At 35.2% G+C, this 17479-nt stretch carries 13 protein-coding genes, 5 tRNA genes and 3 rRNA genes; all 21 read right to left on the bottom strand.

Annotated features, from left to right (window positions below; translation table 11 throughout):
* Nucleotides 1–33: 33 nt before the first annotated feature.
* Nucleotides 34–1050 carry a zinc-binding metallopeptidase family protein gene (locus ACX0KU_RS05560; protein ID WP_472991876.1) on the bottom strand — a complete coding sequence of 339 codons (1017 nt, stop codon included), beginning with the start codon at nucleotides 1048–1050 and terminating at the stop codon, nucleotides 34–36.
* Nucleotides 1051–1131: 81 nt separating this feature from the next.
* Nucleotides 1132–2121, bottom strand: coding sequence for a M42 family metallopeptidase (locus ACX0KU_RS05555; protein WP_472991875.1), 990 nt, complete (start codon nucleotides 2119–2121; stop codon nucleotides 1132–1134).
* A complete protein-coding gene (locus ACX0KU_RS05550) occupies nucleotides 2112–3152 on the bottom strand; it encodes a M20/M25/M40 family metallo-hydrolase (protein ID WP_472991874.1) in 1041 nt (346 codons plus the stop codon). Before ACX0KU_RS05550 ends, ACX0KU_RS05555 begins: the two co-directional genes overlap by 10 nt.
* Before the next feature lie 251 nt (nucleotides 3153–3403).
* Nucleotides 3404–4357 (bottom strand): N-acetylmuramoyl-L-alanine amidase family protein, encoded by a 954-nt coding sequence (locus ACX0KU_RS05545; RefSeq protein ID WP_472991873.1) that lies wholly within the window; start codon nucleotides 4355–4357, stop codon nucleotides 3404–3406.
* 115 nt (nucleotides 4358–4472) lie between these two features.
* Entirely contained in the window at nucleotides 4473–5597 is a 1125-nt protein-coding gene (locus tag ACX0KU_RS05540; protein WP_472991872.1) for a mechanosensitive ion channel family protein, read from the bottom strand.
* A gap of 155 nt (nucleotides 5598–5752) precedes the next feature.
* A tRNA-Lys gene (locus tag ACX0KU_RS05535) sits at nucleotides 5753–5828 on the bottom strand.
* Nucleotides 5829–5833: 5 nt separating this feature from the next.
* Nucleotides 5834–5950 (bottom strand): 5S ribosomal RNA (rrf, locus tag ACX0KU_RS05530).
* An 80-nt stretch (nucleotides 5951–6030) separates the two neighbouring features.
* Nucleotides 6031–8935 (bottom strand): 23S ribosomal RNA (locus ACX0KU_RS05525).
* 299 nt (nucleotides 8936–9234) lie between these two features.
* A 16S ribosomal RNA gene (locus ACX0KU_RS05520) occupies nucleotides 9235–10743 on the bottom strand.
* The 16S, 23S and 5S rRNA genes sit together here with 1 tRNA gene alongside, the layout of an rRNA operon.
* 434 nt (nucleotides 10744–11177) lie before the next feature.
* On the bottom strand, nucleotides 11178–12116 hold the full coding sequence (locus tag ACX0KU_RS05515) for a GNAT family N-acetyltransferase (protein WP_472991871.1): 939 nt from the start codon (nucleotides 12114–12116) through the stop codon (nucleotides 11178–11180).
* 3 nt (nucleotides 12117–12119) lie between these two features.
* A complete protein-coding gene (locus tag ACX0KU_RS05510) occupies nucleotides 12120–13292 on the bottom strand; it encodes an MFS transporter (RefSeq protein WP_472991870.1) in 1173 nt (390 codons plus the stop codon).
* A 70-nt stretch (nucleotides 13293–13362) separates the two neighbouring features.
* Nucleotides 13363–14073, bottom strand: a complete 711-nt coding sequence (locus tag ACX0KU_RS05505; RefSeq protein WP_472991868.1) for a tRNA threonylcarbamoyladenosine dehydratase — start codon at nucleotides 14071–14073, stop codon at nucleotides 13363–13365.
* A gap of 570 nt (nucleotides 14074–14643) precedes the next feature.
* A complete protein-coding gene (locus tag ACX0KU_RS05500) occupies nucleotides 14644–14928 on the bottom strand; it encodes a hypothetical protein (protein ID WP_472991867.1) in 285 nt (94 codons plus the stop codon).
* A gap of 25 nt (nucleotides 14929–14953) precedes the next feature.
* A complete protein-coding gene (locus ACX0KU_RS05495) occupies nucleotides 14954–15139 on the bottom strand; it encodes a hypothetical protein (protein WP_472991866.1) in 186 nt (61 codons plus the stop codon).
* A 164-nt stretch (nucleotides 15140–15303) separates the two neighbouring features.
* Nucleotides 15304–15462 carry a hypothetical protein gene (locus ACX0KU_RS05490; protein ID WP_472991865.1) on the bottom strand — a complete coding sequence of 53 codons (159 nt, stop codon included), beginning with the start codon at nucleotides 15460–15462 and terminating at the stop codon, nucleotides 15304–15306.
* 109 nt (nucleotides 15463–15571) lie between these two features.
* Nucleotides 15572–16087, bottom strand: coding sequence for an NAD(+) diphosphatase (locus tag ACX0KU_RS05485; protein ID WP_472991864.1), 516 nt, complete (start codon nucleotides 16085–16087; stop codon nucleotides 15572–15574).
* Between the two features lie 99 nt (nucleotides 16088–16186).
* On the bottom strand, nucleotides 16187–16879 hold the full coding sequence (gene sfsA / locus ACX0KU_RS05480; RefSeq protein ID WP_472991863.1) for a DNA/RNA nuclease SfsA: 693 nt from the start codon (nucleotides 16877–16879) through the stop codon (nucleotides 16187–16189).
* 218 nt (nucleotides 16880–17097) lie between these two features.
* Nucleotides 17098–17172 (bottom strand) — tRNA-Glu (locus ACX0KU_RS05475).
* A gap of 68 nt (nucleotides 17173–17240) precedes the next feature.
* Nucleotides 17241–17315 (bottom strand) — tRNA-Gln (locus ACX0KU_RS05470).
* A 6-nt stretch (nucleotides 17316–17321) separates the two neighbouring features.
* Nucleotides 17322–17398, bottom strand: a tRNA-Arg gene (locus ACX0KU_RS05465).
* 5 nt (nucleotides 17399–17403) lie between these two features.
* Nucleotides 17404–17477: transfer RNA gene (locus ACX0KU_RS05460), tRNA-Gly, on the bottom strand.
* Between the last annotated feature and the right edge of the window lie 2 nt (nucleotides 17478–17479).

Here is a 17479-nt window from a genome sequence, read left to right as displayed (position 1 = left end):
CAAAGCTTTTTTCATATTATACTTTCATTGGTGCTAAAGCTCAGAATATAATTCTTCACTATTAATATTCTTAATAAATTCAATTATTAAGTTTCTTGTATCCTCAACATCCTTTAATGACATCATTTCCTCTGGAGTATCTATATATCTACATGGAATCCCAATCATGCCAGTTTTAATACCACCAACTTCTTTATGTATTAATCCTCCTTCATTTTTTCCAGATCCTATATAATATTGAACTTTTATATTAAGATTTTCAGCTGAACTTTCTATAAGTTCTTTAACTTCATGGTGTATAACTAGGCTCTTATCAAATATATTTATAATAGGCCCACCATCTAACTTTATGTCACCTTTTCCACCAGTGTAGTCTTTAGCTTCTAATGCATCTAAAACTATTGCTACATTCGGTTTTATCTCAAAAGCAGCTACTCTTGATCCCAAAAACCCCATATAAGATTGAGCAGAAAATACAAAGTAAATTTCTTTACTTAAATTATTCAAACTACTAATTTCTCTTATAATCTGAAGTAATATATAAGAGGAGAGATTACTGTGCAAATTAGGTGCAATAATTCTTCCATTCATCTCAAACTTACTCCCTATAAGCTCAGCTATATCTCCTTCTTTAATTTGCTTTTTAGCATCTTCTTTACTATTAACTCCTATATCTATAAACAAATCTTCTACTAAAGGATTACTTTTAACTGAGTCTATCCTTCCAACAACGTTATTTTGAAACTTAATAAGCATCCCTACCATCTTTTCTGGTTTTATATTGCCGATAGGAGAAAATCTTATAAATCCGCTATTTTCTATTAAAGTTGCCATAATGCCTAGCTTATCCATATGAGTACATACCATGAGCTTCTCTATACCCTCACCAATTTTTACAATTAGATTTCCTATATTATCTTTTTCAATATTAATATTAGCTTTAGTACTATCTTTAATGGCTTCTATTTCACTTTTTATAATGCCACGTATTTCATCTTCTCTGCTACTTGCCCCAAAAGCATTAAACAGCTTTTCTAATAATTTATTCATTAGATTTATCATCCTTTCATAACCATGTTTAACTAACCCTCTCATTAAACTTATTTAAAAATTTAAATATAACAAATAAAGTTATAGAGTTTTTAAGTATTCTCTTGTTAGTCTAATTACATTCTTATAATCTTCCTGACTACATATTGATATTGGAGAATGAATATACCTGCATGGTACTGAGATAGTTACAACTTTTGTACCCTTTCCAGTCATCATATAAGCACCGCCATCATTATAACCTACTGCTGAGTTTCTTATCTGATAAGGTATATTTTGTTTTATAGCAACTTTCTTAATCTCTTCTATTACTGTATGATCAAATATACTCATTGTATCCATTACAGAAACTGCAGGTCCTTTTTGAATCTCTGTAGCTTTTCTAGCTTCCGAATTATTTGGCATATCTCCACATACAGTTCCTTCTAATATTATTGCTATATCTGGGTTAATATCATAAGCTGCTATATAAGCTCCTCTTGCAGACACTTCCTCCTGAACAGAAAAAACTCCATATAAATCACAATCATAATTATTCTTTAGCAGATCTATTAAAATAGCACATCCAAGCCTATCGTCAAAAGCTTTTCCTTTAAAGAAGTTTTCTCCGAAAACTTCAAATTTTGTTGTGAAAACTGCACATTCTCCTAATGCTACAGTTTCTTTAGCCTCTTCTTTAGATTTTGCTCCAATATCTATACATAATTTACTTGAATTATCATCATCCTGATTACTTTGAAGATGAATTGGCTTTAAGCCTATTACCCCGGAAATATTCTTTTCACCTATACTTACAACTTTACAAGGTATAGTTTTATTATCTATATTGCCAAGTATTTTAAACTTTAGTGTTCCATCTTCATTATAACCTGTAATAATAAATCCTACTTCATCCATATGGGCATCTAATACTACTTTTTTTCCCTTTCCTTTTTTGTGAACTACTATATTTCCCATTCTATCTATTGTAAGTTCATCAACATAATTTTTTACTTCATTCTTAATTATTTCTCTAACTTCCCCTTCATAACCAACTGGAGCGGAAGCATTACATAGTTCTTCTAGAAGCATAAAGTTTCATCCAACTCCTCATCCTTTAAATTTTTTATAAGGCTTGCTATTAGTCTCCCCGTATTTTTAATATCATCCATATTAACAAGTTCAACTCTTGTATGCATATATTTAATTGGAATAGATATTAATAGACTTGGTATTCCTGATCGTGTAGTTTGTATATCCCACGCATCTGTACCCGTATTTCCTGGTTCTACTTCTGCCCCATAGGGAATCTTATATTCTCTAGCTAAATTCATAAGCTTTTTATTTAGTTTTGGATGTAGATTAGGCCCAATACATACAATAGGACCATTTCCTAATATATTTTCTCTTTCAGTATCTCCAATTGGCCCACTATCAAAAGTTGTATCTATTGCAATTCCTATATTAGCATTTAAATTATAACTAATCATTTTTGCACCTCTATGGCCGACTTCCTCCTGACAAGAGCATATAAAATACACATCTAAATCATGTTCGATATTCTCTAGCTCTTTGGCACATTGATACATAGCTGCAATCCCCGCTCTATTATCTATAGTCTTACAAGAAACATTATTGTTTAACAGTTCTACAAACTCTCCTTTTAATGTTATAAAATCCCCTACTTTAACTATATTCTCTAGAGATTCTTTACTGTATCCAGTATCAATAAGCAAATTTTCTGTATTTACAGTATTGCTTCTCTCATTATCATCTTGTAAATACAAGGTTTTTATTCCTATAATCCCTAATATGCTTTGCTTACCATGTATAATAACTTCTTGAGATACTAATGCTTTTGGATCCACTCCTACCGCCCTAAACTTAATAAATCCATCTTCATAAATGTCTGTCACTATTAAAAATATCTCATCTGCATGAGCCATTAGCATTATACTATTATTCCCTTTTCCCTTCTTATGAACAATTATATTATTCATGTGATCTATATTAACTTCTCCAAAAGGACTAAAAATCTCTTTTATCAATGAATAAATCATATGCTCTCTTCCACTTGGAGCATGCGCTAAGCACAAGCTTTTTAATAAATCCTTATTCTCCATCTTCTCCTCCTATTTAGTTATATTCCACATTAGTTATTATACATTAATTCTTTTATCATATATGTGTACTATAAAATTATTCCAAAAAACTTCAATAATTATTTACTAAATATGTATATTTTCTTTTTTGCCGGGCATAATTAAAATGAAACTAAATAAAAAAGAAGCTGCGGTGCTAACTCCCCCCTGAATTACGCGCGGCTTCTTTTTTATTTAAAGATATTATCTCTATTGTGATCTTGCTATTAATACTACATATTACTTAATAGCATTACACCCTCTGAAATAGATTTAGCTATTTTCTCTTGATAAGTAGCATTACTTAAATTCCTATCTTCCTCCGAATTAGATAAGAACCCCATCTCAATTAAAACAACAGGCACAGTAGACCAGTTAAATCCTGTCATATCGTTCCTCTCAATTACGCCTCTATTCTTCATTCCAACGTTATTTATCACTGTATTTAGTATTACTTGTCCAAAAGATTTACTTTCGTTATAAAAGCCTTTTGTATATTCATTATTTGCAGGAACTAGCATAGATGCTCCTTTTGCAGATTTATTATCAGCAGAATCTGCATGTATTCTTATTACAAGAGCTGCATTAGCCTTATTTCCAAGCTTAGCTCTTTCTATATTGCTCATAGTCTTACTATTATCTATTTTAGTCATTATCACAACGAATCCTTTAGCTTCTAATTCGCTTTTTAACTTTAAAGCAACATCCATATTTATTTTATATTCCGGTGTTTTTGTAGATACCCCTTGTGCTCCACCTGTTTGTTTATATTTAAGAATATATGAATTAGGGGATACTGGTTCCTTATCTGTGTCAGCTTTATTTGCGTGTCCTGGGTCAATAACTATTATTTTACTTTTAATCTTATAATTTATTTTAGGTAGTTCTTTTTTAGGAGTTACTGTGCTTGTACTTTTATTTTCTACCTTTTTACTTGCCTCAACTACATTATTTTTATTATCTTTTAATTCCTTAGGCTTTTGATCTTTATTCTCTAAGCTAGTAGACTTTATTTCTTTCGTGGAATTATCCTTGTTATTAGGATTTGTTTTTTCTTTATCTGAAGTTTCCACAGTTTTAGGTGTTCCAACTAATTTTATATTTCGTTTCTGTATATCATTCTTACTACATGCTGGAATTAACATAGAAATGCAAAGAATACCTAGAGCTATCTTAAGTTTATTCATAATTATCCCCCTAACGTAGTATACATTAGGATAATTCTATCATAAATATTAATTTTTTAATAGAAAAAGCATGCTGTATAATCTCTGCATGCTTTTTGTAATGTATCTATAAATATTATTTTCTTATTAATGGAGTTTCAAAATATAGGCTAGTACTTGGGAAGGCTATAGATACTCCTTCTTGATCAAGTATGTCTATAATTTTAAAGTTTATATCTTCTCTTATGTTCATAAAACTAGCAAAGTCAGCCGTATTTGCAAAACAATTTATAAGTATATCTAAGCTACTTGCTCCAAAGTTGCTGAAACTTACTATTATTCCTTCTTCTATTATGTTTTCATTTTCTACTAACATATCTTTAATTTTATTAATACATTTCTGTATTTCCTCTTTTGTCGTCCCATAGGTTAATCCTATTGTAAAGTTGATTCTTCTGATATCTCTCTTTGTCCAATTTGTAATAGTTGATTTTGCTATAATAGAATTAGGTTCTGTAACTAATCCTTTATCTAAAGCTCTAATTCTAGTGCTCCTAAAATTTATATCTTCAACTATACCTTCAACATTAGGAGTCTTTATATAGTCTCCTATAGAAAATGGTTTATCTAATATAATCACTAATCCACCAAAAATATTAGCTAATGTTTCTTGTGCTGCAAGAGCAAAAGCTAATCCTCCAATTCCAAGTCCAGCTACAAATCCATTTACATTATATCCCCACTCCCCTAGTACAACACATATTGTTAATCCAATAATAACAATTCTAAGTATTCTAGATAGAAAAGGGAAAATAATCTTATCCAACTTAAAATTAAACTTCTCAGATAGTTCCTCATACAATAGGGATTGTTCTCCCGTTAAATTATAAAGCCCCCATGAAATAAATATAATATTTAAAGACTTAAACATATGATTTAAAAAAGGCTCTCTTAAAAGATTATATGTAAAGGCTTTTCCTAGAAATATTATTGCAAAGTAAATACCAAAAACAATAAAAATAGCTCTTATAGGACCTTGAAAAGCTTCTATAATTTTTGTACCTATTTCCGTTTTACCTTTTCCCGAAAGCTTCAATAAGAAGGATAAAATACATTTTGTGAATATATTTCTAAGAAATAAAAATATTAAAAATATCGCTACTGCTATTCCTATGTATTTTAAAGTATTTTCATTTACTTTATTTCCTAAAAAATGTACTGTTTCAATAGTATCTTGAAAAACTGCTTGCGCTTCATTCATCTATGATCCCTCCCAATATAATGTCTCATATTCTATTCTAATAGACTTCTAATGCTTACTCAACCATGAAATGTTTAATAAAATATGTACTTCTTATTAACTTATATTCATATTTAATCAAAAAATCAAAAACGCACTTCATATGAAGTGCGTTTTGGTGATCCACCGGAGAATCGAACTCCGGACAACTTGATTAAAAGTCAAGTGCTCTACCGACTGAGCTAGTGGATCATGTAACCTGGCGATGTCCTACTCTTCCACACCGTCTCCAGTGCAGTACCATCGGCGCTGTGAAGCTTAACCATCGTGTTCGGGATGGGTACGGGTGTATCCTTCACGCCATAATCACCAGATGACCTAACATCCAAATTAATTGAATGAGTGTCATTGAAAGAATTTTGTTCTCTCAAAATTGCACAGTGAATTTAATATTTAGATCAAGTCCTCGATCTATTAGTATTAGTCAGCTGAGTACATTACTGCACTTACACCCCTAACCTATCAACCTGGTAGTCTTCCAGGGATCTTACTAGCTTACGCTATGGGAAATCTAATCTTGAGGTGGGCTTCACGCTTAGATGCTTTCAGCGTTTATCCCTTCCCGACATAGCTACCCAGCTGTGCTTCTGGCGAAACAACTGGTGCACCAGAGGTCAGTCCATCCCGGTCCTCTCGTACTAAGGACAGCTCCTCTCAAATTTCCTACGCCCACGGCGGATAGGGACCGAACTGTCTCACGACGTTCTGAACCCAGCTCGCGTGCCGCTTTAATGGGCGAACAGCCCAACCCTTGGGACCGACTACAGCCCCAGGATGCGACGAGCCGACATCGAGGTGCCAAACCTCCCCGTCGATGTGGACTCTTGGGGGAGATCAGCCTGTTATCCCCGAGGTAGCTTTTATCCGTTGAGCGATGGCCCTTCCATACAGAACCACCGGATCACTAAGTCCGACTTTCGTCCCTGCTCCACCTGTATGTGTCGCAGTCAGGCTCCCTTCTGCCTTTACACTCTACGCGCGATTTCCGACCGCGCTGAGGGAACCTTTGAGCGCCTCCGTTACCTTTTAGGAGGCGACCGCCCCAGTCAAACTGCCCACCTAGCAATGTCCTGTGACCAGATTCATGGCCGCCAGTTAGAATTCCAGTACTGTCAGGGTGGTATCCCAAGGACGACTCCACGAAAGCTGACGCTCTCGCTTCTTAGTCTCCCACCTATCCTGTACAGACAATACCGAAATGCAATGCTAAGCTACAGTAAAGCTCTACGGGGTCTTTCCGTCCAACCGCGGGTAGCAAGCATCTTCACTTGCACTTCAATTTCACCGGATTTGCTGCCGAGACAGTGCCCAAATCATTACGCCATTCGTGCGGGTCGGAACTTACCCGACAAGGAATTTCGCTACCTTAGGACCGTTATAGTTACGGCCGCCGTTTACTGGGGCTTAAGTTCATACCTTCGCTTGCGCTAAGCATTCCCCTTAACCTTCCAGCACCGGGCAGGCGTCAGCCCCTATACATCAGCTTACGCTTTAGCAGAGACCTGTGTTTTTGATAAACAGTTGCTTGGGCCTGTTCACTGCGGCCTCCTCTCGGAGGCACCCCTTCTCCCGAAGTTACGGGGTTAATTTGCCGAGTTCCTTAGCAGCAATTCTTCCGACGGCCTTAGGATTCTCTCCTCATCTACCTGTGTCGGTTTGCGGTACGGGCACCAATTTGCTCCATAGAGACTTTTCTTGGCAGCGTGGAATCAGATACTTCGCCCATAGGGCTCCCCATCACACCTCAGACTTAAATTGAGCGGATTTGCCTACTCAACATCCTAAGTGCTTAGACGCACATCCAATAGTGCGCACATCCTATCCTCCTGCGTCATCCCATTTGTCAAACGCATTTTGGTGGTACTGGAATATCAACCAGTTGTCCATCACCTACGCCTTTCGGCCTCGGCTTAGGTCCCGACTAACCCTGGGAGGACGAGCCTTCCCCAGGAAACCTTAGATATTCGGCCAACAGGATTCTCACCTGTTTCTCGCTACTTATGCCAGCATTCTCACTTCTGCACTGTCCACCACTCCTTACGATATGGCTTCTACCTGTGCAGAAAGCTCCTCTACCACGTGTACGTAGTACACATCCATAGCTTCGGTGGTAAGTTTTAGCCCCGTTACATCTTCGGCGCGGGATCTCTCGACTAGTGAGCTATTACGCACTCTTTAAATGAGTGGCTGCTTCTAAGCCAACATCCTAGTTGTCTTAGAAATCCCACATCCTTTCCCACTTAACTTACACTTTGGGACCTTAGCTGATGGTCTGGGCTGTTTCCCTTTTGACCACGGATCTTATCATTCGTAGTCTGACTGCCGGGGTACCAGTATGTGGCATTCGGAGTTTGATAGGGTTCAGTAACTGTTGTCAGCCCCTAGCCCATTCAGTGCTCTACCTCCACTACTTAATTACCCGACGCTAGCCCTAAAGCTATTTCGAGGAGAACCAGCTATCTCCGAGTTCGATTGGAATTTCTCCGCTATCCACAGCTCATCCCATGGTTTTTCAACACCAACGTGGTTCGGACCTCCACGGAATTTTACTTCCGCTTCATCCTGGCCATGGATAGATCACCCGGTTTCGGGTCTACGATATGCAACTAGTTGCCCTGTTCAGACTCGGTTTCCCTTCGGCTCCGCACCGTAGGTGCTTAACCTTGCTACATATCGTAACTCGCTGGCCCGTTCTACAAAAAGTACGCCGTCACACATTAACGTGCTCCGACCGATTGTAGGCACACGGTTTCAGGTTCTATTTCACTCCCCTTCCGGGGTTCTTTTCACCTTTCCCTCACGGTACTGCTTCACTATCGGTCACTAGGTAGTATTTAGCCTTGGGAGATGGTCCTCCCAGCTTCCCACAAGGTTTCACGTGTCTCGTGGTACTCTGGAGTAGATCTACTTCTCTCTTCTTTTTGCCTACAGGGTTATTACCTTCTACGACAGAACTTTCCAGTTCTCTTCGACTAAAAAGATTGAAGCGTTATGATCTATCCGCAACCCCAGAAACAAAGTTTCTGGTTTGGGCTCTTCCCCTTTCGCTCGCCGCTACTGAGGGAATCGATTTTTCTTTCTCTTCCTTCTGGTACTTAGATGTTTCAGTTCCCAGAGTGTACCTCTATATACCTATGAATTCAGTATATAGTACATGATGTTTATCATGTGGGTTTCCCCATTCGGAAATCTACGAATCACAGGCTGTGTGCGCCTACTCGTAGCTTATCGCAGCTTATCGCGTCCTTCTTCGGCTCCTAGTGCCAGGGCATTCACCGTGCGCCCTTTCTAACTTGATCGTTAGATACATGACTTGTCAAAATCTTCGATTTTCGTAACAAGTCAGTACTCCTCAGCTTGGCTGAGTGAGTTTCAATATTACTAAAACTAATTACTTAGTTATAGTAGATTTCTTAATATTCACTGTGCAATTTTCAAAGAACAAAAGCAGACATCCAAATCTTCGATTTGTGATGGTCGCTTTGCCAAACACGTAGTGTTTAGCTTCCTAGAAAGACATTAGTCTTTCAAAATTAAACAGAATTAAGGATAAATTATTTCCAGTCTATGAAAGCTGTGAGCTTTCATTTCTCCCTAGAAAGGAGGTGATCCAGCCGCAGGTTCTCCTACGGCTACCTTGTTACGACTTCACCCCAATCACCAATCCCACCTTCGACTGCTGGCTCCTTGCGGTTACCTCACAGGCTTCGGGTGTTACCGGCTCTCATGGTGTGACGGGCGGTGTGTACAAGACCCGGGAACGTATTCACCGCGACATTCTGATTCGCGATTACTAGCAACTCCAACTTCATGTAGGCGAGTTTCAGCCTACAATCCGAACTGGGACCGGTTTTTTAGTTTGGCTCCCCCTCACGGGTTTGCTTCTCGTTGTACCGGCCATTGTAGCACGTGTGTAGCCCTAGACATAAGGGGCATGATGATTTGACGTCATCCCCACCTTCCTCCTGGTTAACCCAGGCAGTCTCGCTAGAGTGCTCAACTTAATGGTAGCAACTAACGATAAGGGTTGCGCTCGTTGCGGGACTTAACCCAACATCTCACGACACGAGCTGACGACAACCATGCACCACCTGTCTTCCTGCCCCGAAGGGCTTCCTCTGTTACGAGTAATTCAGGAGATGTCAAGTCTAGGTAAGGTTCTTCGCGTTGCTTCGAATTAAACCACATGCTCCGCTGCTTGTGCGGGTCCCCGTCAATTCCTTTGAGTTTTAATCTTGCGACCGTACTCCCCAGGCGGAATACTTATTGCGTTTGCTGCGGCACCGAGGGTGGTACCCCCCGACACCTAGTATTCATCGTTTACGGCGTGGACTACCAGGGTATCTAATCCTGTTTGCTCCCCACGCTTTCGTATCTCAGCGTCAGTTACGGTCCAGAAAGTCGCCTTCGCCACTGGTGTTCTTCCTAATCTCTACGCATTTCACCGCTACACTAGGAATTCCACTTTCCTCTCCCGCACTCTAGATACCCAGTTTCAAATGCAGCGCCCAGGTTAAGCCCGGGAATTTCACATCTGACTTAAATATCCGCCTACATACTCTTTACGCCCAGTAAATCCGGACAACGCTTGCCACCTACGTATTACCGCGGCTGCTGGCACGTAGTTAGCCGTGGCTTCCTCCTTGGGTACCGTCATTATCGTCCCCAAAGACAGAGCTTTACAATCCGAAGACCTTCATCACTCACGCGGCGTTGCTGCGTCAGGGTTTCCCCCATTGCGCAATATTCCCCACTGCTGCCTCCCGTAGGAGTCTGGACCGTGTCTCAGTTCCAATGTGGCCGATCACCCTCTCAGGTCGGCTACGCATCGTCGCCTTGGTGAGCCGTTACCTCACCAACTAGCTAATGCGCCGCGGGTCCATCTCAAAGCGGATTGCTCCTTTGATTATCTTCTCATGCGAGAAGATAATGTTATGCGGTATTAATCTCCCTTTCGGGAGGCTATCCCCCTCTTTGAGGCAGGTTACCCACGTGTTACTCACCCGTCCGCCGCTAATCCGTTCCCGAAGGAACTTCATCGCTCGACTTGCATGTGTTAGGCACGCCGCCAGCGTTCGTCCTGAGCCAGGATCAAACTCTCAATTTAAAAGTTTAATCTGTTACTCATTACTTAAAGTTATTGACTGGCATTTTGTTTACCTTAATTCTGTTTAATTTTCAAAGACCAAGTTTTCTTCGCCATCTCTCGACAGCTTATTCATTGTATCAACTTTAGGTTGTTTTGTCAACAACTTTTTTTAAGTTGATATCATCTTTCTTAAGAGCTTTTTCCTCTCTAATCACAATTTTATTAAGTTACTGTTTAGCAACTATTTACTGATGATTAGCTGTTGTTTTTTCTACTCTCTCGAAGCGACAAGGAATATCTTATCAAAATAAAATATATTATATTATACTGTTATACAATATTAAATCAAATTATATCACATTTAGTCGAAATATCTCTTAAATCCTGTTTTTATCATATATTGACACTCCTGGACAAGTATACATAAAAAATAGCAGTATATACTACTGCTATTAGTCATTTACTCTATAAAAGAGTTTATGATCTTTCCACTTACCGTTTATAAATAGATATTTTTCACTAATTCCAATCTCTTTAAATCCACATCCACTTAATACTCGCTGAGATCTTTCATTATCTACTAAAGTGCTAGCTTCTATTCTGTGTAGTTCCAGATCTTCAAAAGCATAATCTAAAACAAGATTTAATGCCTCTCTCATATACCCTTTGCCTTGCTCCTCTTCTTCTATAGAATATCCTACAAAAGCATTTTGAAGCACTCCTCTTACTATGTTGCTTAATCGTATCTTTCCTATTAATTTTTTATCTTTATATATTCCGAATCCTACACCCGTTCCGTTAAGAAATTGCTTATAATTTTCTGTTAAATCATGCACTTGCCCATTCATAGTAAAGAAGGCTTTATCACGTATAGGCTCAAAAGGCTCTAAATATTCTTTATTCTTTATATAATATTCAAGAAATGCTTCTGCATCATCTGGAGTTGATATCTTTAGCTCTATGTTTTCTCCTTCTAATCTTAAAACATTAATACTATTGCGATTTTTTAATACATCTTCATCTATACCAAATATGAACTCATTTTTTCTTACGTTATTAGATACAAGACTTCCCCAAAGCATTCCTTCTAAAACAAATCCTAATTCTATAAAAGGACCTGCTATTATATCCTCATCTGTTATAATGTTTAACTTATAGAGCTTCTGATTTCTAAATAAGGATCTTATTATTAATTCTAATGCTTTTTTAAGTATTGCCTCATGTACCTTATCATTCTTGTAGAACTTTATTCTAAAACAACAGTATTTACTTTCATGATTTAATTCTAATATAAAAATTCTTCCTAAAGTGATTCCCACCGCATCTTGAATTATGTACTCTTTTTCTTTTATTGATAATATTTTTATACTTTCTTTTTCTTCATTGATCATATATTAATCTCCTGTCTTCTTACTTGTATGCTTTGTATTTATGTATATAATGTAAATACATATAGCACTTAATCCTAAGCTTATTGAAATTGTATAGTATGCTTTATATACTCCAATGGAATCATTTAATATGCCAATTATAACATTTATTAACAGAGATATAAATGAAGCTGATGTTATTATTATACCTGTTATATATGAAGTATTACTTCTAAATACTTTACTTATAGTAAGTACTATGGTTGGAAAGGCAATTGCAAAAAATAATCCCGAAATTGAGATTATTACAACACCGCTTTCTCCTAATATTAAACCTAATGTATGGAGAATACATGCTGTAATTACAGAAAATAAAACACTCTTTAAATATCCTACCTTTTCTACTATAAAACCACCAAACAATCTTCCAGTAGTAAACATTCCAAAGAATGATGCTGCATATATAGAACTTTTATTCTCGTTATATTTATAGCTACTATTCAAATAATTTATTAGCCAATTACCTGTATTCAGTTCTGCAGCTACATAAAATCCTAGTGCCATCATATATAGATATATAAGTTTATTTGTAAATATCTCCTTATAATTTATTTTTCTATCTTCTTTAAATAAATGAGATTTAGGAACTCTAACAAATACAAACCCTACTAACATAAGAAACGATATGATAGCTATTATAAGATATATTTCTCTCCATGTCACACCATTATAAAGTAGCATTCCTGCAAACCTTTGGGTAAATGTTGCTCCTACCCCATAGGAGAAGTGAGTAAGATTCATTAGTATAGCTTCAAACCCAATAGCTAGTAGGGGTATTATTGTATTAGTGGCTATACCTATAAACGACTGTCCCATGTTTAATAGAAATAATTCTATTAAATACATAGCAAAATTATTTGAAAAATATAATCCTGTTGATGCAACCGTTACTAGAATAAACCCAAGTATAAAAACCTTCTTTTGACCTATCTTTTCACAAAGTATTCCACCTATAAATGTAAATATCATATACCCTAAGGAACTTATTATTAGAGTAGTGGCTATTCCTCTATTATTTATTAAAAATTCTTGTTTTATAATTGGTACAAAAGGTCCTTTTACATTATCACACATTGCTGATAAAAACATTACAAAGAAAATATATATTATCAACATAGTCCTACTTCTTTTACTCACCTTGTTATCACTTCCATATTTAAAGAATAATTAACTATACCTTACTATTGTCTTATACTAATTATTTTAATTAACTCTTTATTATATCTCTAATTACTTCTCCCCCAATTATTAGGCCAGCTACCGATGGTACGAAGGCTACACTTCCTGGAGCTATCTTTCTCATAGTAGCTTCTTCTGGACTTATCATTGGCTTCATTGGTTGTTCTTCTGAATACACAACTTTTAACTTTTTCACATTCCTTTTTCTAAGCTCATGTCGCATAACCTTTGCTAATGGACAAATATTTGTCTTAAATACATCTGAAACCTTTAGCTTTGTAGGATCTAACTTATTTCCTGTTCCCATACTACTTATAAGCTTTATGTCGTTTTCCACGCACCAAACCGCTACTGATATTTTAGAAGATATTGTATCTATAGCATCTATTACATAATCTGTATCTTTTTCTATAATGTCATTTATATTATCTTCATTTATAAATACTCTATGGGTTTTAACCTGGCAGCTAGGGTTTATGTCTAATATTCTTTCCTTCATAACTTCAACTTTTTCTCTTCCTATTGTCTTATTAGTAGCTATTATCTGTCTATTTAAATTAGTAATATCAACTACATCCTTATCTACTAATACTATAGTTCCTACTCCACTACGTGCAATGGCCTCAGTAGCAAATCCTCCTACTCCTCCAACTCCCAATATTACTACTTTGCTACTTTTTATCTTTTCAACATTTTCTGTACCTATTATTCTTTCAGTCCTAGTTAAGAAATGATTCATATATTAATCTCCTCATTATTTTATTCAATTAATTAAAATTAACATCTATATTATTATACCAAAATAATGAAGATACATAATTGTAATAAAAAATTATTATTAATACTTATTTATAAAATATAAAAGCTGCGAGAATAATCTCACAGCCTAAAACTTGTTACTATTGTTACATGGTAACTTAAAACTAAAAAAACTTTTATAATATATAAAACAGAATTAAAGGAGTTATAAATCTAGTTAATAAGCTCTACCTTTTCCCTATATTCTTTTTTCGTAGGAGACTTATATAAGACTTATACAATTACTAACTTTTCCATAACCATATTTCCAAAACCGCATCTCTAAGATTATGTTTATAAGAAAATAACTTTTTCCTTTAAACTCTGTTTTAAAGCAACATAAAATAGACCTACATAAAATTAATAACTGTATTACTATATATATATTCAATAATTATAATATAATACCAAAAATATAAGAACAAAGATAATAAAATATATCTTTGTTCTTATACGCTATAATTATGATCTTCATTAATACTATTTAATTAAAAAGTATTAATTAGTTTTTTTATTTACTATCATCTATCCCAGCTAATACCTTATCATATAAATTTACTACACATTTATTGTTTTGGAAATTGTGACAACTGTTACAACTAACTGTACAAGAATTAGTAAATGTACCACTAACTAATGGCTCATACCCAGGGCAATTCATTGCTACTGCCATATTCATCTCATTACTTGGACTAGGACATTTATTTATAGTATCTTTTATAGTTGAGTTTTCTAAAGCTGTTCCGTTTATTGTATCGTTAGCACGACTTAAACTCGTTAGGTCTTTTCTTGTCATATATTATTTCCTCCTTAATACTAATTTAGTTCCTTTTTATTATTCCCATGATATCATCAAATAATTCCTTGGTACATTTTCCTTTCATGTAATTCTGGCAACTATCACAACTTCCTGAGAAATTGCTCATACTAAGTAAACTTATCAAATATTTAGACTCATATTCAGTACAATTTTGTGCAACAACCATCTTAAGTTCATTAGAAATCATATAATACACCGACCTTATAATATTTTTCTAATATAGTTTTCTCAATTTTTCTAACATAATTCATTATTGTTTTATTTTGAAAAATAAAAATAGTGTAATCATTGAATGATTACACTATTCCTCATATTCATAACTATGTACGTTTACTAATATTGTAAATTTTACTAATATATAATAGATTCAGTCTCTCTACAGTACTTTGTAACAATACATTGTCCTAAGTTTCTAGGACAGTGTTTACATATACAGTCCTCAGCTTTTCCATCACATTCCTTATCTATAAACTCTATACATTTACTACAATTATCCTTAATATCTATCATAATTATTCCTCCATATAATGTTAATATTCTATATAAAAGCCACCTTAGCCTTAATAGACTCAAGGTGACTTCTCTTACTTAACTTTTAGTTTAACATTTAATGATACAATTATTTATATGCCGTTGGTCTAGAACACCCTATCTCATCTATAACTTTTCTAACTACCTTTTTGCCTACTTCATCTTCTTTCATTTCGTGAAGAGCATCTTCTATATTGCTCCAATCTACCCATTCAACTTCATCTGATTTGCAGATTTGTCCTTCTACATAATCGGCCATAAATGTTAGCATTAATAAATCTGCTCCTGGAACTATATCACTTCCTAGGTATTTTACATTATTTATTGTTATTCCTGTTTCCTCTTTAACTTCTCTTATAACTGTATCTTCTACCATTTCGCCATTAGTAACATACCCTGATACCAAAACCTTAGAATTTTTAAATATATAACTTTGTTTCATTAATAGTATTTGATTATCCTTAATTACGGCAACTACAACACATGGCTTAGGTAAGTTAAAGTACATAATATCATCTTCTGGACAGTAAGGAACTTCACCCTCATCCCAGCAACTTCTCATAATTAACTTTTTACCACATTTAGGACAAAATTTATATTTCATATTTCTTCCTCCTAAAATAACCCTATATTATTAATTATATCCCAAACATCTTTATTGGTACATAATTATTATTTTACCCAATTATTAATGAAATTTTCATTATAGAAATACTTTTATATTTTTATCCAATTCTATATAATTTTCACCTACATTACAGTCATAAGCTAAAATATCTACACCATTTTTACTAGCTAATCTTAGGGCATTTCCAAAATTTTTATCCATATCATCATATGGTGAAAACTTTTTTGCTCCTTTAAATTGTACTAAAAATAATACACCTGCACCTTTTCCTGATTCCTTGACTTTTATTAATTCCAAAAGATGCTTTTTCCCTCTATCTGTAGGTGCATCTGGAAACATACAGTGCCCATTTTCTTCAAATGTTACTCCTTTAACCTCAAGATAATATTCTTCACCATTTTTTTTTAAAAGCTTGAAATCAAATCTACTATCCCCGAAAGTTTTTTCTCTTAGTATTGTAGAATAATCTTCTAAAATATCTATCTTTTTATTTTTTAGAGCTTCTTGTACAACTGCATTAGGGACTTGTGAATCTATATTAATAAGATTATTATTTTTATATCCTGCTATTAAATCATATTTAGTTTTTCTATTAGGATTATTTCCTTCCCTTAATATTACAGTAGTTCCCGGCACTAATATTTCTTTACACCTACCTGTATTAGGTACATGCACTATATTTTCTATATTATCCACATTTACATGGGCTATAAATCTATTAGGCCTTCTAATAAACTCACCTTTTGTTATAATGCTATTATATATCATTAATTTCCTCCACTTATTCAACATAATCACAATTGTTATCAACATTATCCACAGATATATACACAGTTTTGTCTTTACTTGTGCATAACATTAATATTTTTATAAATTATCTCTAAATTAAATATTAAATATTAATCCACAACTGTTGATTAATATTTAATAATTTAATCAATATTTTATTAAATAAAAAAACGCTTCAATAAAATATTGAAACGTTTTGGCAGCTCCTAGGGGAATTGAACCCCTGACCCCGCCTTGAGAGGGCGATGTCTTAACCACTTGACCAAGGAGCCATATTTGTATACTCATTTTAAATTGCACAAAAGAGTTCTCTTAATAAAAGAACTCTTAATGCAAAACATGGCTGGGATGGCAGGATTTGAACCTACGCATGTAGCAGTCAAAGTGCTATGCCTTACCGCTTGGCGACATCCCAATATCATGGTGCGTCTTAAGAGATTCGAACTCCTGGCCCACGCCTTAGAAGGGCGTTGCTCTATCCAGCTGAGCTAAAGACGCAAAAATGGAGCGGGTAAAGGGAATCGAACCCTTGTGTTCAGCTTGGAAGGCTGACGTTCTACCATTGAACCATACCCGCAT

This window comes from Clostridium sp. X, from assembly GCF_055755365.1.
The sequence above is the reverse complement of the archived record's forward strand: the minus strand, read 5'-3'. Positions and strand labels throughout refer to the sequence as shown.

Bases quoted from the DNA above. Each gene is read 5' to 3' on its own strand.
- ACX0KU_RS05560 (WP_472991876.1), bottom strand. From the start codon at position 1,050: ATGAATAAATTATTAGAAAAGCTGTTTAATGCTTTTGGGGCAAGTAGC.
- ACX0KU_RS05555 (WP_472991875.1), bottom strand. From the start codon at position 2,121: ATGCTTCTAGAAGAACTATGTAATGCTTCCGCTCCAGTTGGTTATGAA.
- ACX0KU_RS05550 (WP_472991874.1), bottom strand. From the start codon at position 3,152: ATGGAGAATAAGGATTTATTAAAAAGCTTGTGCTTAGCGCATGCTCCA.
- ACX0KU_RS05545 (WP_472991873.1), bottom strand. From the start codon at position 4,357: ATGAATAAACTTAAGATAGCTCTAGGTATTCTTTGCATTTCTATGTTA.
- ACX0KU_RS05540 (WP_472991872.1), bottom strand. From the start codon at position 5,597: ATGAATGAAGCGCAAGCAGTTTTTCAAGATACTATTGAAACAGTACAT.
- ACX0KU_RS05515 (WP_472991871.1), bottom strand. From the start codon at position 12,116: ATGATCAATGAAGAAAAAGAAAGTATAAAAATATTATCAATAAAAGAA.
- ACX0KU_RS05505 (WP_472991868.1), bottom strand. From the start codon at position 14,073: ATGAATCATTTCTTAACTAGGACTGAAAGAATAATAGGTACAGAAAAT.
- ACX0KU_RS05500 (WP_472991867.1), bottom strand. From the start codon at position 14,928: ATGACAAGAAAAGACCTAACGAGTTTAAGTCGTGCTAACGATACAATA.
- ACX0KU_RS05495 (WP_472991866.1), bottom strand. From the start codon at position 15,139: ATGATTTCTAATGAACTTAAGATGGTTGTTGCACAAAATTGTACTGAA.
- ACX0KU_RS05490 (WP_472991865.1), bottom strand. From the start codon at position 15,462: ATGATAGATATTAAGGATAATTGTAGTAAATGTATAGAGTTTATAGAT.
- ACX0KU_RS05485 (WP_472991864.1), bottom strand. From the start codon at position 16,087: ATGAAATATAAATTTTGTCCTAAATGTGGTAAAAAGTTAATTATGAGA.
- sfsA (WP_472991863.1), bottom strand. From the start codon at position 16,879: ATGATATATAATAGCATTATAACAAAAGGTGAGTTTATTAGAAGGCCT.